Source organism: Aquabacterium sp. (genome assembly GCF_036273115.1).
Classification (GTDB): domain Bacteria; phylum Pseudomonadota; class Gammaproteobacteria; order Burkholderiales; family Burkholderiaceae_C; genus Aquabacterium.
The window spans coordinates 104,193-122,535 of sequence record NZ_DASUIN010000023.1; the positions used below are offsets into that span (position 1 = coordinate 104,193).

The 18,343-nt window shown below is 60.3% G+C and carries 26 protein-coding genes; 5 read left to right on the top strand and 21 right to left on the bottom strand.

Annotation, left to right across the window (positions count from 1 at the left end):
* Positions 1-58: 58 nt before the first annotated feature.
* Together VFW72_RS09420 and VFW72_RS09425 are read left to right on the top strand one after the other, a co-directional pair.
* Positions 59-2,554 (top strand): adenosylcobalamin-dependent ribonucleoside-diphosphate reductase, encoded by a 2,496-nt coding sequence (locus VFW72_RS09420; protein WP_329674033.1) that lies wholly within the window; start codon positions 59-61, stop codon positions 2,552-2,554.
* 70 nt (positions 2,555-2,624) lie between these two features.
* Positions 2,625-3,563, top strand: coding sequence for a 1-phosphofructokinase family hexose kinase (locus VFW72_RS09425; RefSeq protein ID WP_329674034.1), 939 nt, complete (start codon positions 2,625-2,627; stop codon positions 3,561-3,563).
* 93 nt (positions 3,564-3,656) lie between these two features.
* Here the strand turns inward: VFW72_RS09425 and rplQ are convergent, their stop codons facing one another.
* From rplQ to rsmI, 20 genes are all read right to left on the bottom strand, one after another.
* Positions 3,657-4,043 carry a 50S ribosomal protein L17 gene (rplQ, locus tag VFW72_RS09430; protein WP_329674035.1) on the bottom strand — a complete coding sequence of 129 codons (387 nt, stop codon included), beginning with the start codon at positions 4,041-4,043 and terminating at the stop codon, positions 3,657-3,659.
* Between the two features lie 94 nt (positions 4,044-4,137).
* The gene (locus VFW72_RS09435; protein ID WP_329674036.1) at positions 4,138-5,124 is read right to left on the bottom strand and encodes a DNA-directed RNA polymerase subunit alpha; all 987 of its coding nucleotides are present in this window, start codon (positions 5,122-5,124) and stop codon (positions 4,138-4,140) included.
* A gap of 139 nt (positions 5,125-5,263) precedes the next feature.
* Positions 5,264-5,887, bottom strand: coding sequence for a 30S ribosomal protein S4 (rpsD, locus tag VFW72_RS09440; RefSeq protein WP_329674037.1), 624 nt, complete (start codon positions 5,885-5,887; stop codon positions 5,264-5,266).
* 295 nt (positions 5,888-6,182) lie between these two features.
* Positions 6,183-6,587: a 30S ribosomal protein S11 gene (gene rpsK, locus VFW72_RS09445; RefSeq protein ID WP_035036296.1), complete on the bottom strand. Its 405-nt coding sequence runs from the start codon at positions 6,585-6,587 to the stop codon at positions 6,183-6,185.
* A gap of 65 nt (positions 6,588-6,652) precedes the next feature.
* Complete coding sequence (gene rpsM, locus VFW72_RS09450) at positions 6,653-7,015, bottom strand: 30S ribosomal protein S13 (protein WP_329674038.1); 363 nt, start codon at positions 7,013-7,015, stop codon at positions 6,653-6,655.
* A 39-nt stretch (positions 7,016-7,054) separates the two neighbouring features.
* Positions 7,055-7,168, bottom strand: coding sequence for a 50S ribosomal protein L36 (rpmJ, locus tag VFW72_RS09455; protein ID WP_058086633.1), 114 nt, complete (start codon positions 7,166-7,168; stop codon positions 7,055-7,057).
* A gap of 68 nt (positions 7,169-7,236) precedes the next feature.
* The gene (infA, locus tag VFW72_RS09460; RefSeq protein ID WP_009855680.1) at positions 7,237-7,455 is read right to left on the bottom strand and encodes a translation initiation factor IF-1; all 219 of its coding nucleotides are present in this window, start codon (positions 7,453-7,455) and stop codon (positions 7,237-7,239) included.
* 24 nt (positions 7,456-7,479) lie between these two features.
* Positions 7,480-8,790 carry a preprotein translocase subunit SecY gene (gene secY / locus VFW72_RS09465; RefSeq protein WP_329674039.1) on the bottom strand — a complete coding sequence of 437 codons (1,311 nt, stop codon included), beginning with the start codon at positions 8,788-8,790 and terminating at the stop codon, positions 7,480-7,482.
* A 43-nt stretch (positions 8,791-8,833) separates the two neighbouring features.
* On the bottom strand, positions 8,834-9,268 hold the full coding sequence (rplO, locus tag VFW72_RS09470; protein ID WP_329674040.1) for a 50S ribosomal protein L15: 435 nt from the start codon (positions 9,266-9,268) through the stop codon (positions 8,834-8,836).
* Positions 9,269-9,293: 25 nt separating this feature from the next.
* On the bottom strand, positions 9,294-9,476 hold the full coding sequence (gene rpmD / locus VFW72_RS09475) for a 50S ribosomal protein L30 (RefSeq protein WP_329674041.1): 183 nt from the start codon (positions 9,474-9,476) through the stop codon (positions 9,294-9,296).
* A 16-nt stretch (positions 9,477-9,492) separates the two neighbouring features.
* A complete protein-coding gene (rpsE, locus tag VFW72_RS09480; protein ID WP_329674042.1) occupies positions 9,493-10,011 on the bottom strand; it encodes a 30S ribosomal protein S5 in 519 nt (172 codons plus the stop codon).
* A gap of 29 nt (positions 10,012-10,040) precedes the next feature.
* Positions 10,041-10,400, bottom strand: coding sequence for a 50S ribosomal protein L18 (gene rplR / locus VFW72_RS09485; RefSeq protein ID WP_329674043.1), 360 nt, complete (start codon positions 10,398-10,400; stop codon positions 10,041-10,043).
* Between the two features lie 14 nt (positions 10,401-10,414).
* Complete coding sequence (rplF, locus tag VFW72_RS09490) at positions 10,415-10,948, bottom strand: 50S ribosomal protein L6 (protein ID WP_329674044.1); 534 nt, start codon at positions 10,946-10,948, stop codon at positions 10,415-10,417.
* A gap of 18 nt (positions 10,949-10,966) precedes the next feature.
* The gene (gene rpsH / locus VFW72_RS09495; RefSeq protein WP_329674045.1) at positions 10,967-11,362 is read right to left on the bottom strand and encodes a 30S ribosomal protein S8; all 396 of its coding nucleotides are present in this window, start codon (positions 11,360-11,362) and stop codon (positions 10,967-10,969) included.
* Between the two features lie 30 nt (positions 11,363-11,392).
* Positions 11,393-11,698 (bottom strand): 30S ribosomal protein S14, encoded by a 306-nt coding sequence (rpsN, locus tag VFW72_RS09500; protein WP_329674046.1) that lies wholly within the window; start codon positions 11,696-11,698, stop codon positions 11,393-11,395.
* A gap of 8 nt (positions 11,699-11,706) precedes the next feature.
* The gene (gene rplE / locus VFW72_RS09505; RefSeq protein ID WP_329674047.1) at positions 11,707-12,258 is read right to left on the bottom strand and encodes a 50S ribosomal protein L5; all 552 of its coding nucleotides are present in this window, start codon (positions 12,256-12,258) and stop codon (positions 11,707-11,709) included.
* 11 nt (positions 12,259-12,269) lie between these two features.
* Entirely contained in the window at positions 12,270-12,587 is a 318-nt protein-coding gene (gene rplX, locus VFW72_RS09510) for a 50S ribosomal protein L24 (RefSeq protein WP_329674048.1), read from the bottom strand.
* Between the two features lie 28 nt (positions 12,588-12,615).
* The gene (rplN, locus tag VFW72_RS09515) at positions 12,616-12,984 is read right to left on the bottom strand and encodes a 50S ribosomal protein L14 (protein ID WP_088286487.1); all 369 of its coding nucleotides are present in this window, start codon (positions 12,982-12,984) and stop codon (positions 12,616-12,618) included.
* Positions 12,985-13,212: 228 nt separating this feature from the next.
* Positions 13,213-14,673, bottom strand: coding sequence for a metalloprotease TldD (gene tldD / locus VFW72_RS09520; RefSeq protein ID WP_329674049.1), 1,461 nt, complete (start codon positions 14,671-14,673; stop codon positions 13,213-13,215).
* 55 nt (positions 14,674-14,728) lie between these two features.
* Entirely contained in the window at positions 14,729-15,640 is a 912-nt protein-coding gene (gene rsmI / locus VFW72_RS09525) for a 16S rRNA (cytidine(1402)-2'-O)-methyltransferase (protein WP_329674050.1), read from the bottom strand.
* On the opposite strand from rsmI, the gene VFW72_RS09530 reads away from it, so the two are divergent.
* The 3 genes from VFW72_RS09530 to VFW72_RS09540 all read left to right on the top strand — a co-directional run bounded on the left by VFW72_RS09530 (position 15,600) and on the right by VFW72_RS09540 (position 17,403).
* Positions 15,600-16,001 (top strand): YraN family protein, encoded by a 402-nt coding sequence (locus VFW72_RS09530; protein ID WP_329674051.1) that lies wholly within the window; start codon positions 15,600-15,602, stop codon positions 15,999-16,001. The genes rsmI and VFW72_RS09530 overlap by 41 nt on opposite strands.
* A 65-nt stretch (positions 16,002-16,066) precedes the next feature.
* Positions 16,067-16,645, top strand: coding sequence for an SIS domain-containing protein (locus tag VFW72_RS09535; RefSeq protein ID WP_329674052.1), 579 nt, complete (start codon positions 16,067-16,069; stop codon positions 16,643-16,645).
* An 8-nt stretch (positions 16,646-16,653) separates the two neighbouring features.
* Positions 16,654-17,403, top strand: a complete 750-nt coding sequence (locus VFW72_RS09540; protein ID WP_329674053.1) for a BON domain-containing protein — start codon at positions 16,654-16,656, stop codon at positions 17,401-17,403.
* Between the two features lie 21 nt (positions 17,404-17,424).
* Here VFW72_RS09540 and VFW72_RS09545 read toward each other — a convergent pair whose 3' ends face one another.
* A complete protein-coding gene (locus tag VFW72_RS09545; protein ID WP_329674054.1) occupies positions 17,425-18,321 on the bottom strand; it encodes an NAD(P)-dependent oxidoreductase in 897 nt (298 codons plus the stop codon).
* Positions 18,322-18,343: the final 22 nt, after the last annotated feature.

Below are 18,343 nucleotides of genomic sequence, written 5' to 3' on the forward strand. Positions count from 1 at the left end.
TTCTCCACAATCGCCGTCTACCGTAGACACACGATTGCCCCGCACACTGGAGACCCGCATGAACGCGCCCGCAGACTTGAACCTGATCAAGATGGAGCCCCAGGAAGTCTCGACTGACGTCCTGCTTGAGAAGTACGCCAAAGGCGACGAAACCTCCATTGGCGACATCCACGCCCGTGTGGCCCGCGCGCTGGCCGAAGTCGAGCCTGCGGATCAGCGCGAACACTGGCAAAACGAATTTCAGCGCGCCTTGTCCATGGGCTTCGTGCCCGCCGGGCGCATTTGCTCCGCGGCTGGCACCGACATCCAGGCCACCCTCATCAACTGCTTCGTCCAGCCCGTGGGCGACGCCGTCACCGAATCCACCGGCTCCAAACCCAGCATCTACACCGCTGTGGCGCAAGCCGCTGAAACCATGCGCCGTGGTGGGGGCGTGGGCTACGACTTCTCCCAGATCCGCCCAGAAGGCGCCTATGTCCGCGGCACGCATTCCCGTGCATCCGGCCCCGTGTCCTTCATGAAAGTGTTCGACGCCTCCTGCTCCACGGTCGAGTCATCCGGCGCACGGCGCGGCGCGCAAATGGGCGTGCTGCGCTGCGACCACCCCGACATCGAAACCTTCATCCACGCCAAAGACACCGGCGCGCTCACCAATTTCAACATCTCCATTGGGGTCACCGACGCGTTCGTGCAAGCCGTGATCGACGACGGCACGTTTGACCTTGTCCACACCGCCGCCCCCCACCCCGACCTGATCGCCCAAGGCGCTCACCAGCGAGCCGATGGCAAGTGGGTCTACCGCACCGTTCCCGCACGCGACCTGTGGGAGCAGGTCATGCGCTCGACCTACGATCACGCCGAGCCCGGCATCCTCTACATCGACCGCATGAATGCGGAAAACAACCTCTGGTATTGCGAGACCATCGAGGCCACCAACCCATGCGCTGAACAACCCCTGCCTGACTACGGCTGTTGCGACCTCGGCTCCATCAACCTCACGCGCTTCGTTCGTCAACCCTTCACACCCGAGGCAACTTTCGACTTCGAGGCCTTTGCCGACATCGCCAAGGTCGCCATCCGCATGCTCGACAACGTGCTCGACGTGACCTTCTGGCCCCTGCCTCAACAGCAGGCGGAAGCCATGGCCAAGCGACGGGTAGGCCTGGGCTTTCTCGGGCTGGGCAGCGCCTTGGTCATGCTGGGCATTCGCTACAACAGCGACGACGGCCGCCACCTGGCTGCTCGCATCACCAAGTGCATGCGCAACGCCGCCTACCGCGCTTCGATTGAGCTGGCGAAGGAAAAGGGCGCCTTCCCCAAATTCGAAGCCGAAGCCTTCCTCCAAGGCGGCTTTGCGCGCCGCCTGCCTGAAGACATCCGTCATGACCTTGCTCGGTTCGGCCTGCGCAACAGCCACCTGCTGTCCATTGCCCCCACGGGCACCATCACCCTCGCCTTTGCCGACAACGCCAGCAACGGCATCGAGCCCGCGTTCAGCTGGAGCTACAACCGCAAGAAGCGCCTGGCCGATGGCGGGCACCGCTACTACGAAGTAGCAGACCACGCTTGGCGCCTCTATCGCCATATGGGCTTCGACCTGCAGGCCCTGCCCCCCGCCTTCGTCACCGCGCTCGACATGTCGGCGCTCGATCACATGAAGATGCTGGAAGCCGTCCAGCCCTTCATTGACACCTCCATCTCCAAGACCGTCAACGTCCCGGCCGACTACCCCTACGACGAGTTCAAGGACCTGTATCTCGAAGGCTGGAAAGCCGGCCTCAAAGGCTTGGCCACCTACCGGCCCAATAGCGTGCTCGGCGCGGTACTCTCCGTCGACAAACCGGCCGATGCGCCGGCGTCAACGGTCCACGCCACCCCGGACGAAGACCCTCTGCGCAAACTCTTTGACAGCCGCCCGCTGGGCGACCTCGAAGGCGTCACCGCCAAGATCGTGCTGCAGACCTTCCAAGGCAACAAGACGGTCTACCTCACCGTCAACTTCATGCGCGTCACCGGCGTCGTGGGTGGGCAGGAAATCACCATCGAACGCCCGGTCGAATTCTTCATGCCAGCAGGCCAGCGCGACGACGGCCAGCAGTGGATCACCTCCACCATGCGATTGCTGTCCTCGGTGGCCCGATCGGGCGGCTCGGTCGCCAAGACACTGGAAAGCCTGCGCGAAGTGGTCTGGGACAAAGGACAAGTTCGCTGCGGTGTGATGGTGAAGGAAGACGGCACCCAACGCCCGATGTTCCACGACTCCGAAGTCGCCGCCATCGGCTATGCCTTGCAACAGATTCTGATGAAACGCGGCTTCCTCGACGCCGCAGGCAACCAGGTTCCGTTGCGGGTCCTCGCCGAACGGCTGGCACAGCGCGACAGCCAGTTCAACCTCTTGGCCGATCCCCTCAGCACCCCAACCGCAGACCAGGCTAACCGCCAAGCCCTGCTTGGCATGGGCAAGAAGTGCCCGGAATGTGGCGCCAACGAACTGCACAAGGTCGATGGATGCATGCGCTGCACCAATTGCGGCCACATTGGCTCTTGCGGTTGAGTGCCAGCACCAAAGGCCGGCGATCGCGGCCCCGCCCTATACTGACTCTGGCGCATTGACCTGAACGAGCATGGCAGCGATCGTTACCCTCACCATGAACCCCGCGCTGGACGTCTCCACGTCCACGCCCCATGTGACACCCTCACACAAGCTCCGTTGCGCGCCGCCCCAACACCACGCTGGAGGCGGAGGCATCAACGTAGCTCGGGTGCTGCGCCGCCTCGGCGCTGACTGTCTGGCCGCCTACCCGCGCGGGGGGGCCACCGGCAGCACCCTGGCCCAATTGCTGGCGCAAGAAGACGTCCCCCAACATCTCATCGACATCGAAGGCGAAACACGAGAAAGCTTTTCCGTGATCGATGAAGGCTCCAGCGAAGAGTTTCGCTTCGTCTTGCCTGGCCCCAATCTAACAGAGCGGGAATGGCGTAGCGCTCTGACCTGGCTCACCGAACTCGCGCCCACCCCGGACTACCTCGTACTGAGCGGCAGCCTGCCACCCGGTGTGCCCGACGACTTCTATGCCCAGATCGTCTACGCGCTCAAGGCATCGGCCACGCGCATCGTCCTGGATGCGTCCGGCGCGCCCCTTCGTCTGGCACTACAGGTCGGCGTCCACCTCTTCAAACCGAGTCTCCGGGAACTGGAAGAGCTGACCGGCCAAGCGCTGCCCGAAAACGCTGGTCGCATCGCGGCCGCAAGACGACTCATTTCCAAACAACAAGCCGCCTGGGTTGCGCTCTCACTCGGAGACGAAGGCGCCTTGCTCGTTTCGGAGCGACACGCTTGGTTCGCCCCGGCCATCGACGTCCCAGTCGCCACCACCACAGGCGCCGGAGACAGCTTTGTGGCCGGCCTGACCTGGGCCTTCAGCCAACACTTCGCAGCCGAAGATGCCTTCGTCTTTGGCGTCGCCGCAGCCACAGCCGCTCTGTTGAATCCAGGCACCACACTGTGTACGACAGCCGACATCGCACGGATGCGGCCCATGGTGCGCATTCAGGCCGTCTGATCCTGAAATAAAAAAACCCACCAGCCTAAGGCTTGGTGGGTTTTCAATGTCCGCTCGGATCACGATCCGACGGACACATCACCTCACGGCGATTTATTCAGCGGCTTGCTCGGCAGCCTCTTCGGTGCGCTCAACCAGCTCCATGTAGGCCATCGGAGCGTTGTCGCCCACGCGGAAGCCCATCTTCAGGATGCGGGTGTAGCCACCGGGACGAGTCGCGAAGCGAGGGCCCAGCACGTTGAACAGCTTGACCACGTTGTCGCGGTTACGCAGACGGGCAAAAGCCAGACGCTTGTTGGCAACAGTGGGTTCCTTAGCCAGAGTGATCAGCGGCTCGACAACGCGACGCAGTTCCTTGGCCTTGGGCACGGTGGTCTTGATGGCTTCGTGCTCGATCAGCGAGTTGGCCATATTGCGCAGCATGGCAGCGCGGTGAGCCGAAGTACGATTCAGTTTACGGAGTCCATTTCCGTGACGCATGGTGCTAGTCCTTTCCTTATTAAACCGACGGCCGTTTCAAGGTACCGCCGGGTGCACCGCATGGCCCCCGAGAGGACCATGCACTTTCAAAAGATCAACGCTTGTCCAGACCTTGAGGAGGCCAAGCTTCCAGGCGCGAACCCAGAGCCAGACCACGCGAAGCCAAGACTTCCTTGATTTCGTTGAGCGACTTCCGACCCAGATTCGGGGTCTTCAGCAGCTCGGTCTCGGTACGCTGGATCAGGTCGCCGATGTAGTAGATGTTTTCGGCCTTCAGGCAGTTTGCCGAACGCACGGTCAGCTCCAGCTCGTCGACAGGACGCAGCAGGATCGGATCGAAGTTCTGAGCAGACTTGGCTGGTGCATCGAAAGCAGCAATTTCCGAGCCTTCCAGCTGAGCAAACACTGCCAGCTGTTCGACCAGGATCTTGGCCGAAGCACGGATCGCTTCCTCGGGCGAGATGGCGCCGTTGGTCTCGATTTCAACAACCAGCTTGTCCAGATCGGTACGCTGCTCGACACGAGCGCTTTCCACGGTGTAGCTCACGCGCTTGACGGGCGAGAACGACGCATCCAGCAGGATGCGGCCGATGGCCTTGCTGCTTTCCTCGCCGTAACGACGCACGTTACCGGGCACGTAACCGCGCCCCTTTTCCACCTTGATCTGAACATCCAGCTTGCCGCCTTGCGACAGATGGGCGATCACGTGGTTGGGGTTGACGATCTCGACGTCATGAGGAGTCTGGATGTCAGCGGCGGTCACAGGACCTTCGCCATCCTTACGCAGCACCAGAGTGACTTCGTCACGGTTGTGCAGGCGGAACACCACACCCTTCAAGTTCAGCAGAATGTGGACGACATCTTCTTGCACGCCATCGATGGTCGAGTACTCGTGCAACACACCAGCCATGGTGACTTCTGTTGGAGCGTAACCCACCATCGAGGACAACAGCACGCGCCGCAGGGCGTTGCCGAGTGTGTGGCCATAGCCGCGCTCGAAAGGCTCGAGCGTCACCTTGGCGCGGTGACCGCCGAGCGGTTCCACCTGGATGGCTTTGGGTTTCAGCAAATTCGTTTGCATGAAGTCTTCCTGTCAATACCCTCGGCTCGTTACACCGATAAGGCTGCTGGACTAACCGAAGCCAAAGCTTCGGCCCTGAAAACAAAAGACGAAAAGCCGCGCGACACGACCCAGTCGTGCAGCGCAGCCAGTCTTCCGATCAACGAGAATACAATTCGACGATCAGCGATTCGTTGATGTCGGAACCGAACTCATCGCGATCGGGGGTCTTCTTGAACACGCCTTCCAGCTTGGCGCCGTCCACTTGAACCCAACCGGGCAGACCGATCGACTCGGCCAGCTTGAATGCTTCCTGAACGCGAACTTGCTTCTTGGCCTTTTCGCGAACGGCGACCACGTCACCGGCCTTGACCAGGTAAGAAGGAATGTTCACCACTTGACCGTTCACCACGATGCCCTTGTGGCCCACCAACTGGCGAGCTTCAGCGCGAGTGGAGGCAAAACCCATGCGGTACACGACGTTGTCCAGACGCGATTCCAGCAGGAACAGCAGGTTGGCACCGGTGCTGCCCTTACGGCGGTCAGCTTCAGCGAAGTAGCGACGGAATTGCTTCTCCAGCACGCCGTACATGCGCTTGACCTTTTGCTTCTCGCGCAATTGCACGCCGAAGTCAGAGGTACGCGAACCGGAGGTACGGCCATGCTGGCCAGGCTTGGTGTCGAACTTGGCCTTGTCGCTGATGGGGCGACGGGCGCTCTTCAAAAACAGGTCGGTGCCTTCGCGGCGGGCCAATTTGGCCTTGGGTCCGAGGTAACGTGCCACTTGTATATCCTTGATGTGAATCTGACGTCAGATGCCGTCGCATCCAACGCGAGTCTGGCGGGTATTATGAAATTCGCTCAGACGGTGGGCTTCAACGAAACCGCCACAGCGACGCCCATCGGGCGCACTTTGGCGAACGGAGAAAACTCGTGATTATAGCAACGAAATTAGCCCAGGCAAGCAAAAGCCTGACCTGAGCAACGCGATCAGCCAAGTTCGGAGGCGACTAAGCGCCACACGATGGTGGCGCTTAGCAATCGCGTTCAAATGAGAGGGACGAGCCCTCTCACCGTCATTAGATGCGACGACGCTTCTGAGGACGGCAGCCGTTGTGAGGCACAGGAGTCACATCCGAAATCGAGTTGATGCGGATGCCCAGCGATGCCAGAGCACGAACGGAAGACTCGCGGCCAGGGCCTGGGCCCTTGATCTCGACGTCCAGGTTCTTGATACCTTGTTCTTGAGCAGCGCGACCTGCCACTTCAGCAGCCACCTGGGCAGCAAAGGGGGTGGACTTACGCGAGCCCTTGAAACCTTGACCACCCGACGAAGCCCAAGACAAAGCATTGCCTTGACGGTCGGTGATGGTGATGATGGTGTTGTTGAACGACGCGTGCACGTGAGCAATACCGTCAGCAATGTTCTTGCGGACCTTCTTGCTAACACGACGAGCAGCGCTGTTGGCAGGTGCTTTAGCCATAAAAACCTTCTCTCGAAGCTAGACCAGTACGGGGCTGGTTCAGATCTTATTGAACGATGCCCGAATCACTTCTTGCCGGCAATCGCCTTGCGCGGACCCTTACGGGTACGAGCATTCGTGCGAGTGCGTTGGCCGCGGCAAGGCAGGCCACGGCGGTGACGGAAACCGCGGTAGCAACCCAGATCCATCAGGCGCTTGATATTCATCGTGAGTTCGCGACGCAGATCACCTTCAATGGTGAGCTTGCCCACTTCTTCACGAATCTTTTCCAGATCGCTATCTGTCAGATCTTTCACCTTCTTATCGAAAGCGATACCTGCAGCCGTGCAGATTTTCTGCGCGGTGGTGCGACCAATGCCGTAGATCGAAGTCAGACCGATTTCGGTATGCTTGTGCGGCGGAATGTTGATGCCAGCAATACGTGCCATAACTGTCCTTAGAACGCGTGTGTCGTCGCCTGGCCGGGATTAACCCTGGCGCTGCTTGTGACGGGGATCGGTGCAGATCACACGAACCACGCCCTTGCGGCGGATGATTTTGCAATTGCGGCACATAACCTTGACGGATGCCGAGACTTTCATGGTCTTCTCCTGAACCGTTGATAACTCAACGGAAATTCGCCCACGTTTCCGGGGTCACAAACTCCAGCTCACTTCGCCCGGAACACGATGCGAGCACGACTCAAATCGTACGGTGTCAATTCCACGGTCACTTTGTCTCCCGGCAGGATGCGAATGTAGTGCATGCGCATCTTGCCGGAAATGTGACCTAGAACGACGTGTCCATTTTCCAATTTCACACGGAAGGTTGCGTTAGGCAGGTTCTCAAGAATCTCGCCTTGCATTTGAATGACGTCGTCTTTCGCCATGTCTACCTACGTTGCCTACCGTGTTTAACCAGCTTTGAAATTTGCCTTCTTCAGCAGTGAGTCATACTGCTGAGACATCACGTAGGACTGCACCTGCGCCCAAAAGTCCATCGTGACGACCACGATGATGAGCAGGGAGGTCCCACCGAAATAGAAGGGCACGTTGTACTTCAGGACCAGGAACTCAGGCAGCAAGCACACCGCAGTGATGTACACAGCACCAGCCAAAGTCAAACGGGCCAAGATTTTATCAATGTATCGAGCGGTTTGATCACCTGGACGGATCCCCGGAATGAAGGCCCCGCTCTTTTTCAGGTTCTCCGACGTCTCACGGCTGTTGAACACCAACGCCGTGTAGAAGAAGCAGAAGAACACGATCGCAACAGAATACAGAATCACGTAGATCGGCTGGCCCGGCGACAACATCGAAGCGATGTCCTTCAACCAGCGCATGCTGTCACCCGTGGCAAACCAACCCACCGCAGTGGTCGGCAGCAAAATGATCGACGAAGCGAAGATCGGAGGAATCACACCAGCCATGTTGACTTTCAACGGCAAGTGAGACGCCTGACCACCGTAGACACGGTTGCCGACCTGGCGCTTGGCGTAGTTGACGAGAATCTTGCGCTGACCTCGCTCAACGAACACCACAAAATAGGTAACCAGGATCACCAGAGCAACGATGAAAATCGCAGCAGGGATGCTCATGGCACCAGTACGAACCAATTCAAACAGACCACCGATGGCAGCAGGCAACCCCGCAGCGATGCCACCGAAGATCAGGATCGAAATACCGTTACCCAGGCCACGCTCGGTGATTTGCTCACCCAACCACATCAGGAACATGGTGCCAGCAGTGAGACTGATGACCGTGGTCAGCTTGAAGCCAAAACCTGGATTGATCACCAAGCCCGCGGTGCCTTCCAGAGCGACGGCAATCCCAAACGACTGGAATACCGCCAAACCCACAGTAGCGTAACGCGTGTACTGAGTGATCTTGCGACGCCCGGCCTCGCCCTCTTTCTTGAGGGCTTCCAGCGTGGGAATCACGTAGCCCATCATCTGCATGATGATGGACGAAGAAATGTAGGGCATGATGCCCAGAGCAAAGACCGTGAAGCGCGACAACGCACCACCGGAGAACATGTTGAACAGACTCAGGATGCCGCCCTGCTGGCCCTTGAACAGCTGCTGCAACTGCGACGGATCGATACCGGGCACGGGGATGTGCGCCCCGATTCGGTAGACGACCAGCGCGAGCAGCAGGAAAGTCAAGCGACGCTTGAGGTCGCCAAACTTGCCGCCTTGTGCCAGTTGATTGGGTGAAGTCGCCACGCTCTGAGTCCTGTTCAGTCGTTACGGTCTTGTATTGCCTGGCTTATTCAGCCAGCGAGCCACCAGCGGCTTCGATGGCAGCCTTGGCGCCAGCGGTTGCGCCGATGCCCTTCAAAGCAACCTTGGCAGACAATTCGCCCGACTTGATCACCTTGACGACTTTGGCCAACTGAGGCACGAGACCAGCTTGCTTCAGAGTCAGCAGATCCACCTCAGCAGCGCCCAGAGCTTGCAGCTCGGACAAGGTGATTTCTGCGTTGTACTTCAGCGACTGAGACTTGAAGCCACGCTTGGGCAGACGACGTTGCAAAGGCATTTGACCGCCTTCGAAACCGACCTTGTGGTAGCCGCCGGAACGCGACTTCTGACCCTTGTGACCACGACCAGCAGTCTTGCCCAGGCCCGAGCCAATGCCGCGACCGACGCGACGCTTGGCGTGCTTGGCGCCCTCGGAGGGCTTGATGGTGTTGAGTTCCATGGTGTTATCCCAAATCAGCAGTGGCTTAGACCACTTCGACCATGTAGCGGACCTTGTTGATCATGCCGCGCACTGCGGGCGTGTCTTCCAGGACGCGGGTGCCGTTCAAACGACGCAGACCCAGGCCACGCACGGTGGCGCGGTGATCAGCCTTGGTGCCGATCGGGCTGCGAACCAGCTTGACGGTGAGGGTTTTCTTTTCGCTCATGCTCAATCTCCAGCGATCAGTTGAACAGCTGTTCAACAGCCAGACCGCGCTTGGCAGCGACTTCAGCAGGAGTCGTCGCCTTGTTCAGGGCGTCGAAAGTGGCGCGAACCATGTTGTAGGGGTTCGAGGAGCCGAGGCTCTTGGCCACCACATCAGTGATGCCCATCACTTCGAAAACAGCACGCATTGGGCCGCCAGCGATGATACCGGTACCAGGAGCAGCAGGAGCGATCAGCACCTTGGCTGCACCGTGCTCACCAGTCACGTTGTGGTGCACGGAACCGTTCTTCAGCGGAACCTTGACCATGTTGCGACGAGCCTGGTCCATGGCCTTTTGCACGGCCAGCGGCACTTCACGCGCCTTGCCCTTGCCCATGCCAACGCGACCATCGCCATCGCCAACCACTGTCAGAGCAGCGAAACCCATGATCCGACCGCCCTTGACCACTTTGGTCACGCGGTTCACCTGGATCATTTTTTCGCGCAGACCGTCGTCGCGACCTTCGTCTGCTACCTTGGGTGAAAACTTAGCCATTTGAAATTCCTTCCGGTTGCAGACTAGGCTTAGAACTGAAGACCGGCTTCACGCGCGGCATCAGCCAAAGCCTTGATACGACCGTGGTACTGGTAGCCAGCGCGGTCGAAAGCGACCTTCTCGACGCCAGCAGCCTTGGCCTTCTCGGCGATACGCTTGCCGATCAAGGCTGCAGCGGCTGCGTTGCCACCGTTCTTGACTTGGTCGCGCACTTCCTTCTCGGCGGTCGAAGCAGAAGCCAGGACCTTGGAGCCGTCGCCAGAAATGACGCTGGCGTAGATGTGCAGGTTCGAACGAGTAACGGTCAGGCGCACTGCGCCTTGCAAAGCGATGCGTGCGCGAGTCTGACGGGCGCGGCGCAGGCGCTGTTCTTTCTTGCTCATTGCCATGATGAATCAGCTCCTTACTTCTTCTTGGTCTCTTTCAAGACCACGCGCTCGTCGACGTAGCGGATGCCCTTGCCCTTGTAAGGCTCAGGAGGACGGAATGCACGCACTTCGGCTGCAATCTGACCCACCACTTGACGGTCCATGCCCTTGATCAGGATTTCGGTTTGAGAGGGTGTCTCAACCTTGATACCAGCGGGCATTTCCTTGACGACGGGGTGCGAGAAACCAATCTGCAGGTTCAGCTTCTGACCTTGGGCTTGGGCACGGAAACCCACACCAACCAGGCTCAGCTTCTTCTCGAAACCCTTGCTGACACCGTTCACGGAGTTAGACAGCAGGGCGCGGAAGGTGCCAGACATGGCATTGGCTTCAGCGGAGTCGTTGACGGGAGCAACCTTCAACGTGGCGCCTTCTTGCGACACGGTGACCAGGCTATTCGCCGGCAGCGACAGGGTGCCCAGACCGCCCTTGACGGTCACGGCTTCGGGGGTGATCTTCACGTCCACACCTTGAGGGACGGCGATCGGCATTTTTCCAACGCGGGACATTGCGATTGCTCCTCAGGATTAGGCGACGTAGCAGAGCACTTCGCCACCGATACCGGCAGCGCGAGCCTTACGGTCGGTCATGACACCCTTGGGGGTGGTCACGATGGCAACACCCAAGCCGTTCATGACTTGAGGGATGTCGTGACGGCCCTTGTAGATGCGCAGGCCAGGGCGGCTCACACGCTCGATGCGCTCGATAACCGGGCGACCAGCGTAGTACTTCAACGAGATTTCCAGTGTGGGCTTTGCAGCTTCACCGGTGACGGCAAAACCGTCAATATAGCCTTCGTCCTTCAGGACCTGGGCGATCGCGACTTTCAGCTTAGACGACGGAACCGAAACGCTGGCCTTGTCAACCATTTGTGCGTTACGGATGCGGGTCAGCATGTCGGCGATGGGATCACTCATGCTCATGGGATAACTCCTATTCGTGCCCTGCTGGGATTACCAGCTCGCCTTGGTGACACCAGGGATGTCGCCAGCGAAAGCCAATTCACGGATCTTGCTACGGCCCAGACCAAACTGGCGGAACGTGCCACGAGGACGGCCGGTCAGGCCGCAACGAGCGCGCAAGCGGGTTGGGTTGGCGTTGCGGGGCAGCTTTTGCAGCTCAAGACGGGCAGCGTAGCGCTCTTCTTCCGACTTCTTGGCATCATCAATGATGGCCTTCAGTTCGGCGTACTTCTTGGCGTACTTGGCAACCAGCTTTTCGCGCTTTTCTTCGCGTTGCTTCAGAGAGACTTTTGCCACGATGTACCTCAGTTCTTGAACGGGAACTTGAATGCAGCCAGGAGAGCCTTGGCTTCTTCGTCGGTCTTGGCCGTCGTGGTGATGCTGATATTCAGACCACGGAGGGCGTCGATCTTGTCGTATTCGATTTCCGGGAAAATGATCTGTTCTTTGACGCCAACGTTGTAGTTGCCGCGACCATCAAAGGAACGACCATTGATACCGCGGAAGTCACGAACGCGAGGCAGCGAAACAGTGACAAAACGGTCCAGGAATTCGTACATGGTGACGCCACGCAGGGTGACCATGCAACCGATAGGCATGTTTTCGCGGATCTTGAAACCGGCGATAGCCTTACGGGACATGGTGACCACGGGCTTCTGACCAGCAATCTTGGTCAGGTCGCCAACGGCGTGCTCCATGACCTTCTTGTCAGACACCGCCTCAGACACACCCATGTTCAGGGTGATCTTGGTCAGGCGAGGCACTTCCATGATCGACTTGTAGCCGAACTTTTGCATCAGTTCGGGAACAATCTTTTCGCGATACAGCTGTTGCAGGCGAGCTTGTTGTTGAGACATGTGTGACCTCGTCAAGCCTTGATTTCTTCGCCGCTGGACTTGTAGACGCGCACTTTCTTGCCGTCTTCCAGGAGCTTGATGCCGACGCGGTCAGCCTTGCCAGAGGCAGGGTTGAAAATCGCCACGTTGGACTGGTGGATAGGCATGGTCTTGTCAACGATGCCACCGGTGGTGCCCTTCATTGGGTTCGGACGGACGTGCTTTTTGGCAACGTTCACACCCTCGACCAACAAGTAGTCAGCATCCACGCGAGCGGAGACGGTGCCACGCTTGCCTTTGTCGCGACCGGTCAAAACAATGACCTGATCGCCTGTCTTGAGTTTGTTCATGAGCTGTCCTTTGCGTTGCGCCGAGGGATTACAGAACCTCGGGAGCCAGCGAAACGATCTTCATGAAGCGCTCAGTACGCAGTTCACGCGTAACTGGGCCGAAGATGCGGGTGCCGATTGGCTCCAGCTTGGCGTTGAGCAGCACGGCGGCATTACCGTCGAACTTAACCAGGGAGCCGTCTTGACGACGAACGCCCTTAGCAGTGCGGACGACCACAGCGCTGTAGACCTCGCCCTTCTTGACGCGGCCACGAGGTGCAGCTTCTTTGATGCTGACCTTGATGATGTCGCCGATACCGGCGTAACGACGCTTTGAGCCACCGAGCACCTTGATGCACATGACGCTCTTAGCACCCGTGTTGTCAGCGACGTCAAGTCGCGATTGCATTTGGATCATGGTGTACCCCAACTTGGCCCGACCGGCTGCACAAACCACTGCACAACAACGGACGGTCAGTCTTGGGCCCGTAGAACGGGCGGATCTGAAGGACTCTCTGTTTTCCGGTTTCCCACCACAGCAGCCTGACAAACGACGTCAAACCGAGGGCTTTGGGCTGAAAACAAAGGATCAATCAGCGAAGCCTTGCATTATGCACGACTTCGCAAATTGATGTCAACAACTATTTCAGGCTGTGCCACCGACGGTCAGGCCGTCGATGCGCAACGTGGGCTGGCCAACCCCAACAGGCACGCTCTGCCCCTCTTTGCCGCAGGTTCCTACCCCACTATCAAGGGCGAGATCGTTGCCGATCATGCTGACACGGGTCATGGCCTCGGGGCCGTTGCCAATGAGGGTGGCCCCCTTGACGGGGTACTGGATCTTGCCGTTTTCGACCCAGTAAGCTTCTGAGGCCGAGAAGACGAACTTGCCGCTGGTGATGTCGACCTGACCGCCGCCGAAATTCACGGCATACAAGCCGCGATCGATCGAGGCGATGATTTCCTGAGGGTCTTTGTCACCGGCAAGCATGTAGGTGTTGGTCATGCGAGGCATGGGCAGGTGCGCATAGCTTTCGCGGCGACCGTTGCCGGTGGGGGCCACTTTCATAAGGCGGGCATTGGTGGCGTCTTGCATGTAGCCACGCAAGATGCCATCTTCAATCAGGACCGTTCGTTGGGTGGCGTGGCCTTCGTCGTCCACATTGAGCGAGCCTCGGCGATCAGGCAGGGTGCCGTCGTCGAGCACGGTGACACCTTTGGCCGCGACCTGCTGGCCCACGCGACCGGAAAACACACTGGAGCCTTTGCGATTGAAGTCGCCCTCCAGCCCGTGGCCAACGGCCTCGTGCAAGAGGATGCCGGGCCAGCCGTTGCCCAGGACGACAGTCATCTCGCCCGCAGGGGCCGGACGAGACTCGAGGTTGACCAAGGCTGCATGAACGGCCTGGTCGACGTATTTCTGGGTGAGTTCAGGCGTGAAGTAGGACAGGTTGTGGCGCCCACCGCCACCGCTGGAGCCGACCTCGCGGCGGCCGTTCTGTTCGGCAATCACGGTGAGGGACAGGCGAATCAAAGGGCGGACGTCGGCCGCGAGGGTGCCGTCGGCACGAGCGACGAGGATGACGTCGTATTCGCACCCCAAACCCGCCATGACCTGGGACACGCGTGGGTCTTTAGCACGGGCGCGGCGCTCGACGTCTTCGAGCAAAGCCACTTTGGCGGCGCTGTCGAGCGAGGCGATGGGGTCGAACGAGGGATACAGGCTGCGGCTGCCGGCGACGCGGTGGGCATCCACCTTGATGCGGCGACTTTGTCCGGCTGCTGCGATGGTGCGAACGGTGCGCGCCGCGTCGAGCAAGGCGGCTTCAGAAATGTCGTCGGAGTAGGCGAAGGCGGTTTTTTCGCCAGCGATGGCGCGCACGCCCACCCCCTGGTCGATGCCGAAGCTGCCCGATTTGACGATGCCCTCTTCCAGACTCCATCCTTCGCTGCGGGTGTACTGAAAGTACAAGTCCGCGTCGTCTACCCTGTGCTGGGTGATGACTTTGAGCGCTTTGAGCAGAGTGGATTCATCCAGACCGTAAGGGGCGAGCAGGAGCTCACGGGCGGTCTGCAGGCGGGCAAGGGTGGCTTCGACGGCGATCATGGGACCATTGTAGACATTTGGCCCTGTTGGCGTGAGTGCTGAGGCAAAACCGCCATCAGGGTTGTTCCTGCCGCCACTGGAGGGCTTGCTCGTATAGCGCCTTGCGCGGCAAGCCGGTGACGTCGGCCACGAGACCGGCTGCCTGCTTGACGGGCAAGTGGGTGGACAAGGCCTTGAGCAACTCAGCCTGAGCTGGGGTCAAGGTGGCGGCATCGTCGCGCGCCGGCTGGGCGTGAACCACCAGGACAAATTCACCGCGTTGCCGGTGTGGGTTGGCTTGCAACCAGGCCGGCATGAGTGAGATGTCGATGGTGTCGATCTCTTCAAACTGCTTGGTCAGCTCACGACACAGGGTGACGCGACCTTGGGGCAGCACCTCGATCAGGTCCCGCGCCAAAGCCTCGATGCGATGCGGGGCCTCGAACAGGACCAGGCTGCACCCGGGTATGAGTGCTTCACGCAGGGCCGTCTGGCGGGCGACGCCTTTGGCGGGCAGAAAACCGAGGAAGCGAAAGCCTTGGGCCAGGGTGTCGCCAGCCGCGCTGACGGCGGTGGTGACGCTGCTGGCCCCAGGCAGGGGGATGACCTGAATGCCCGCCGACTGGGCGACGCTGACCAGATGAGCGCCAGGATCGGACACGGCTGGCGTGCCGGCATCGCTGACGTAGGCAATGCGTGCGCCAGCCTGGAGTTGCCCCAGGAGCTGCTGAGCGCCGCCGACTTCGTTGTGCTGGTGCAGGGCGACCAATTTTTTGTCCAAGCCCAGATGGCGGAGGAATTGCCCCGTGACGCGCGTGTCTTCGCAGGCGACGAGGTCGGCGAGTTGCAACACCTGAACGGCACGCAGGGTGATGTCAGCCAGATTGCCGATGGGGGTGGCCACGAGATAGAGCGCACCTTTGGGATACTGCTGGCCGGCAGCGACGTTGGCGGCTGCCTGGAGCAGCGATTTGGCATCGAAGGTCACAACAAAATCCCGGGGCGATGAGGCGGAGGACCGCGCATTGGCGTATCTGCAAACGCGCGGCTTGGTATTGGTAGAGCGCAATTATCGGGTGGCCCGAGGCCCAGGCGCGCCAGGCGCCGAGGTGGACTTGATCATGCGGGCATCCGATGGGACCTTGGTCTTTGTGGAGGTGCGTGCGCGAGCCAACAGCGACCATGGCGGAGCGGCGGCGTCAGTGGGCCGAGGCAAGCAGTTGCGTTGCATCAGAGGAGCGCGACACTATTTGCAGTCTGTGCACCCTTGGCCGCCTTGCCGCTTCGATGTGGTGGCCATCGATGGCGAAGCGCTGAACTGGATCCCCGCGGCATTTGATGCCAGCTGAATGGGGGGACCGGGACCGATTCAGCCCCACCGAATTGGCGTTGCATTGGGCTTATCATCCGCGCCATGTCGGAAGCGTCTTTTCAGCCCTATCTGCAGCAGCCGTTTTTGGAGATGGCTGATCTGCTGTACCAGTCGTCCGATCGGCTGGCGCAACAATTGAATTTCGCCGCGCAGGCGATCGTGCATACCGTGACGACCGGCGGCAAGGTGATTTGCGCTGGCGACGCCGAAGCAGGATGGCTGGCACAGCAAGCCGCGGGCGTGCTGGTCCGGGGTCGCGGGCGTGAGCGCCCACCTCTGTCGGCTTTGGCCTTGTCCAACCCCACACACGAATTGCAGCCGACTTTGGCTCAGCAGGTTCAGGCCTTGGGCCACCCGGGGGACGTGTGGCTGGTGTTTTCGCTGGAAACGGATTCGCCTGATCTGGTGGCGGCCACGGAAGTGGCGCGCGACCTGGATCTGATTCTGGTGGCGTTCACCGGTGAGGCTGCAGCAGTGGTCGGCCCCTTGCTGCGGGATACCGATGTGTGGGTGCCCGTTCCGGGAACTCAGACGGCTCAACTGTTTGCCATGGCCTGGATGGGGCTGCATGGCCTGTGCGCGGCCGTGGATACGTATTTGCTTGGAGAGCAAGGCTCATGATGAATCAAATGTGGACACGTTCTGCCTCGCGTTGGGCCGCCGGCCTGATGGTGGTGGGTTCCTTGTCGGGGTGCGCCCCGCTCGTGCTGGGCACGGCCGCTGGTGGCGCCTTCATGGCGACCGATCGCCGCACCTCGGGCACACAAGTGGAAGACCAGACCATTGAGCTGAAGGCCGGCAATCGGCTTCGTGATGTGGTCAGCGAAAAGGGACATGTGAATGCCAATGCCTACAACCGCCTGTTGCTGCTGACTGGCGAAGTGCCAACGGAAGCGGAGCGCGCCGCCGCCGAGCAGGCCGTTCAAGGCATTGAGAATCTGAACGGGGTGATCAACGAGATTGCGGTGATGCCCGCGTCCTCGATCTCGACTCGCGGCAATGACATCGTGCTGGCGACGAAGGTACGCGCCACCCTGGTGGATGCCCCCGACCTGGTGTCCAACGCCTACAAGGTGGTGGTGGAGCGCGGTGAGGTCTACATGATGGGCATGGTGACCGAGCGCGAAGCCAAGCGTGCTTCGGAGCTGATCGCCACCATCAAGGGCGTGCGCCGGGTGGTGAAGGTGTTCCAGATCCTGACGGAAAACGAACTGGCCAACAAGTTGCCAGCGCCCACTCGCCTCAACGGAGTGCCCCTGAACAGCACGACGCCGTCGACCTCGCCTACCCCGACCCCAGCGGCCCCGGGCGCCACCACCACCCCGTTGTCGCCGGCTGACCCGGTGCAGGTGCAGCCGCTGCCGCCAGCGCAGCCCTGAGCCGAGCCGAGCTGAGCGGACTCAGCGCAGGCGGCGAATGAGGCTGGAGGTATCCCAGCGACCGCCGCCTTGCGCCTGGATGTCGGCATAGAACTGGTCGATCAAGGCCGTGGTCGGGAGGGTTGCGCCTTGCCTGCGAGCTTCGTCAAGACACAAGCCCAGGTCTTTGCGCATCCAGTCCACGGCAAAACCAAAATCAAAGCGGTCGTCGATCATGGTGGGGCCACGGTTCTGCATTTGCCAACTGGTGGCGGCACCTTGTGAGATGACTTCGAGCACCTTGTGCATATCGAGCCCGGCTTTCTGACCGAAGGCCAGGGCCTCGGCCAAGCCTTGCAGCAAGCCAGCCACGCTGATTTGATTGACCATTTTGGCCAACTGCCCAGCCCCCGCCTCACCCAGCAAGGTGACAGCCCGAGCGTAGGCCATCACCACAGGTCGAATCCGGTCAAATGCATCGGACTCGCCGCCACACATGACGGTGAGCACGCCGTTGATGGCCCCGAGGTTGCCACCGGAAACCGGGGCATCGATGAAGTGCAGGCCCTGGTTTGAGGCTTGCTGCGCCAACTCTCGGGCCACTTGCGCCGACGTGGTGGTGTGATCAACCAGAACGGCACCCGCAGGCATGCGCTGGAAGGCCCCGTCAGGCCCGACGCAGACTTGGCGCAAGTCGTCGTCATTGCCCACACAGGTGATGACCAGGTCAGCGCCTTCAGCCGCTTCGGCCGGAGACAAGGCGACACGCCCCCCAAACTCAGCCGCCCAGGCTTGCGCTTTGGCTGCGGTCCGGTTGTAAACAGTCACGGCATGCCCTGCACGCGCGAGGTGCGCGGCCATCGGGGCCCCCATGGTGCCCAGGCCGATGAAGGCGATGCGGCGAGCGGGGGTGGCGTCGTAGGGTCGGGAGGCAATCATCGGTGTCCTTCAGGTCGCCGAC

Bases quoted from the DNA above. Each gene is read 5' to 3' on its own strand.
- rpsH (WP_329674045.1), bottom strand. From the start codon at position 11,362: ATGAGCATGAGTGATCCCATCGCCGACATGCTGACCCGCATCCGTAAC.
- VFW72_RS09425 (WP_329674034.1), top strand. From the start codon at position 2,625: ATGGCAGCGATCGTTACCCTCACCATGAACCCCGCGCTGGACGTCTCC.
- infA (WP_009855680.1), bottom strand. From the start codon at position 7,455: ATGGCGAAAGACGACGTCATTCAAATGCAAGGCGAGATTCTTGAGAAC.
- rpsK (WP_035036296.1), bottom strand. From the start codon at position 6,587: ATGGCTAAAGCACCTGCCAACAGCGCTGCTCGTCGTGTTAGCAAGAAG.
- rpmD (WP_329674041.1), bottom strand. From the start codon at position 9,476: ATGAGCGAAAAGAAAACCCTCACCGTCAAGCTGGTTCGCAGCCCGATC.
- VFW72_RS09535 (WP_329674052.1), top strand. From the start codon at position 16,067: ATGTCGGAAGCGTCTTTTCAGCCCTATCTGCAGCAGCCGTTTTTGGAG.
- rpsM (WP_329674038.1), bottom strand. From the start codon at position 7,015: ATGGCACGTATTGCTGGCATCAACATTCCGCCGCACAAGCATACCGAA.
- rplF (WP_329674044.1), bottom strand. From the start codon at position 10,948: ATGTCCCGCGTTGGAAAAATGCCGATCGCCGTCCCTCAAGGTGTGGAC.
- VFW72_RS09540 (WP_329674053.1), top strand. From the start codon at position 16,654: ATGTGGACACGTTCTGCCTCGCGTTGGGCCGCCGGCCTGATGGTGGTG.
- rplX (WP_329674048.1), bottom strand. From the start codon at position 12,587: ATGAACAAACTCAAGACAGGCGATCAGGTCATTGTTTTGACCGGTCGC.
- VFW72_RS09435 (WP_329674036.1), bottom strand. From the start codon at position 5,124: ATGCAAACGAATTTGCTGAAACCCAAAGCCATCCAGGTGGAACCGCTC.
- rpsE (WP_329674042.1), bottom strand. From the start codon at position 10,011: ATGGCTAAGTTTTCACCCAAGGTAGCAGACGAAGGTCGCGACGACGGT.
- VFW72_RS09545 (WP_329674054.1), bottom strand. From the start codon at position 18,321: ATGATTGCCTCCCGACCCTACGACGCCACCCCCGCTCGCCGCATCGCC.
- rplQ (WP_329674035.1), bottom strand. From the start codon at position 4,043: ATGCGTCACGGAAATGGACTCCGTAAACTGAATCGTACTTCGGCTCAC.
- rplR (WP_329674043.1), bottom strand. From the start codon at position 10,400: ATGGCAATGAGCAAGAAAGAACAGCGCCTGCGCCGCGCCCGTCAGACT.
- rpmJ (WP_058086633.1), bottom strand. From the start codon at position 7,168: ATGAAAGTCTCGGCATCCGTCAAGGTTATGTGCCGCAATTGCAAAATC.
- tldD (WP_329674049.1), bottom strand. From the start codon at position 14,673: ATGATCGCCGTCGAAGCCACCCTTGCCCGCCTGCAGACCGCCCGTGAG.
- VFW72_RS09420 (WP_329674033.1), top strand. From the start codon at position 59: ATGAACGCGCCCGCAGACTTGAACCTGATCAAGATGGAGCCCCAGGAA.
- rplE (WP_329674047.1), bottom strand. From the start codon at position 12,258: ATGTCTCAACAACAAGCTCGCCTGCAACAGCTGTATCGCGAAAAGATT.
- rplN (WP_088286487.1), bottom strand. From the start codon at position 12,984: ATGATCCAAATGCAATCGCGACTTGACGTCGCTGACAACACGGGTGCT.
- rplO (WP_329674040.1), bottom strand. From the start codon at position 9,268: ATGGAACTCAACACCATCAAGCCCTCCGAGGGCGCCAAGCACGCCAAG.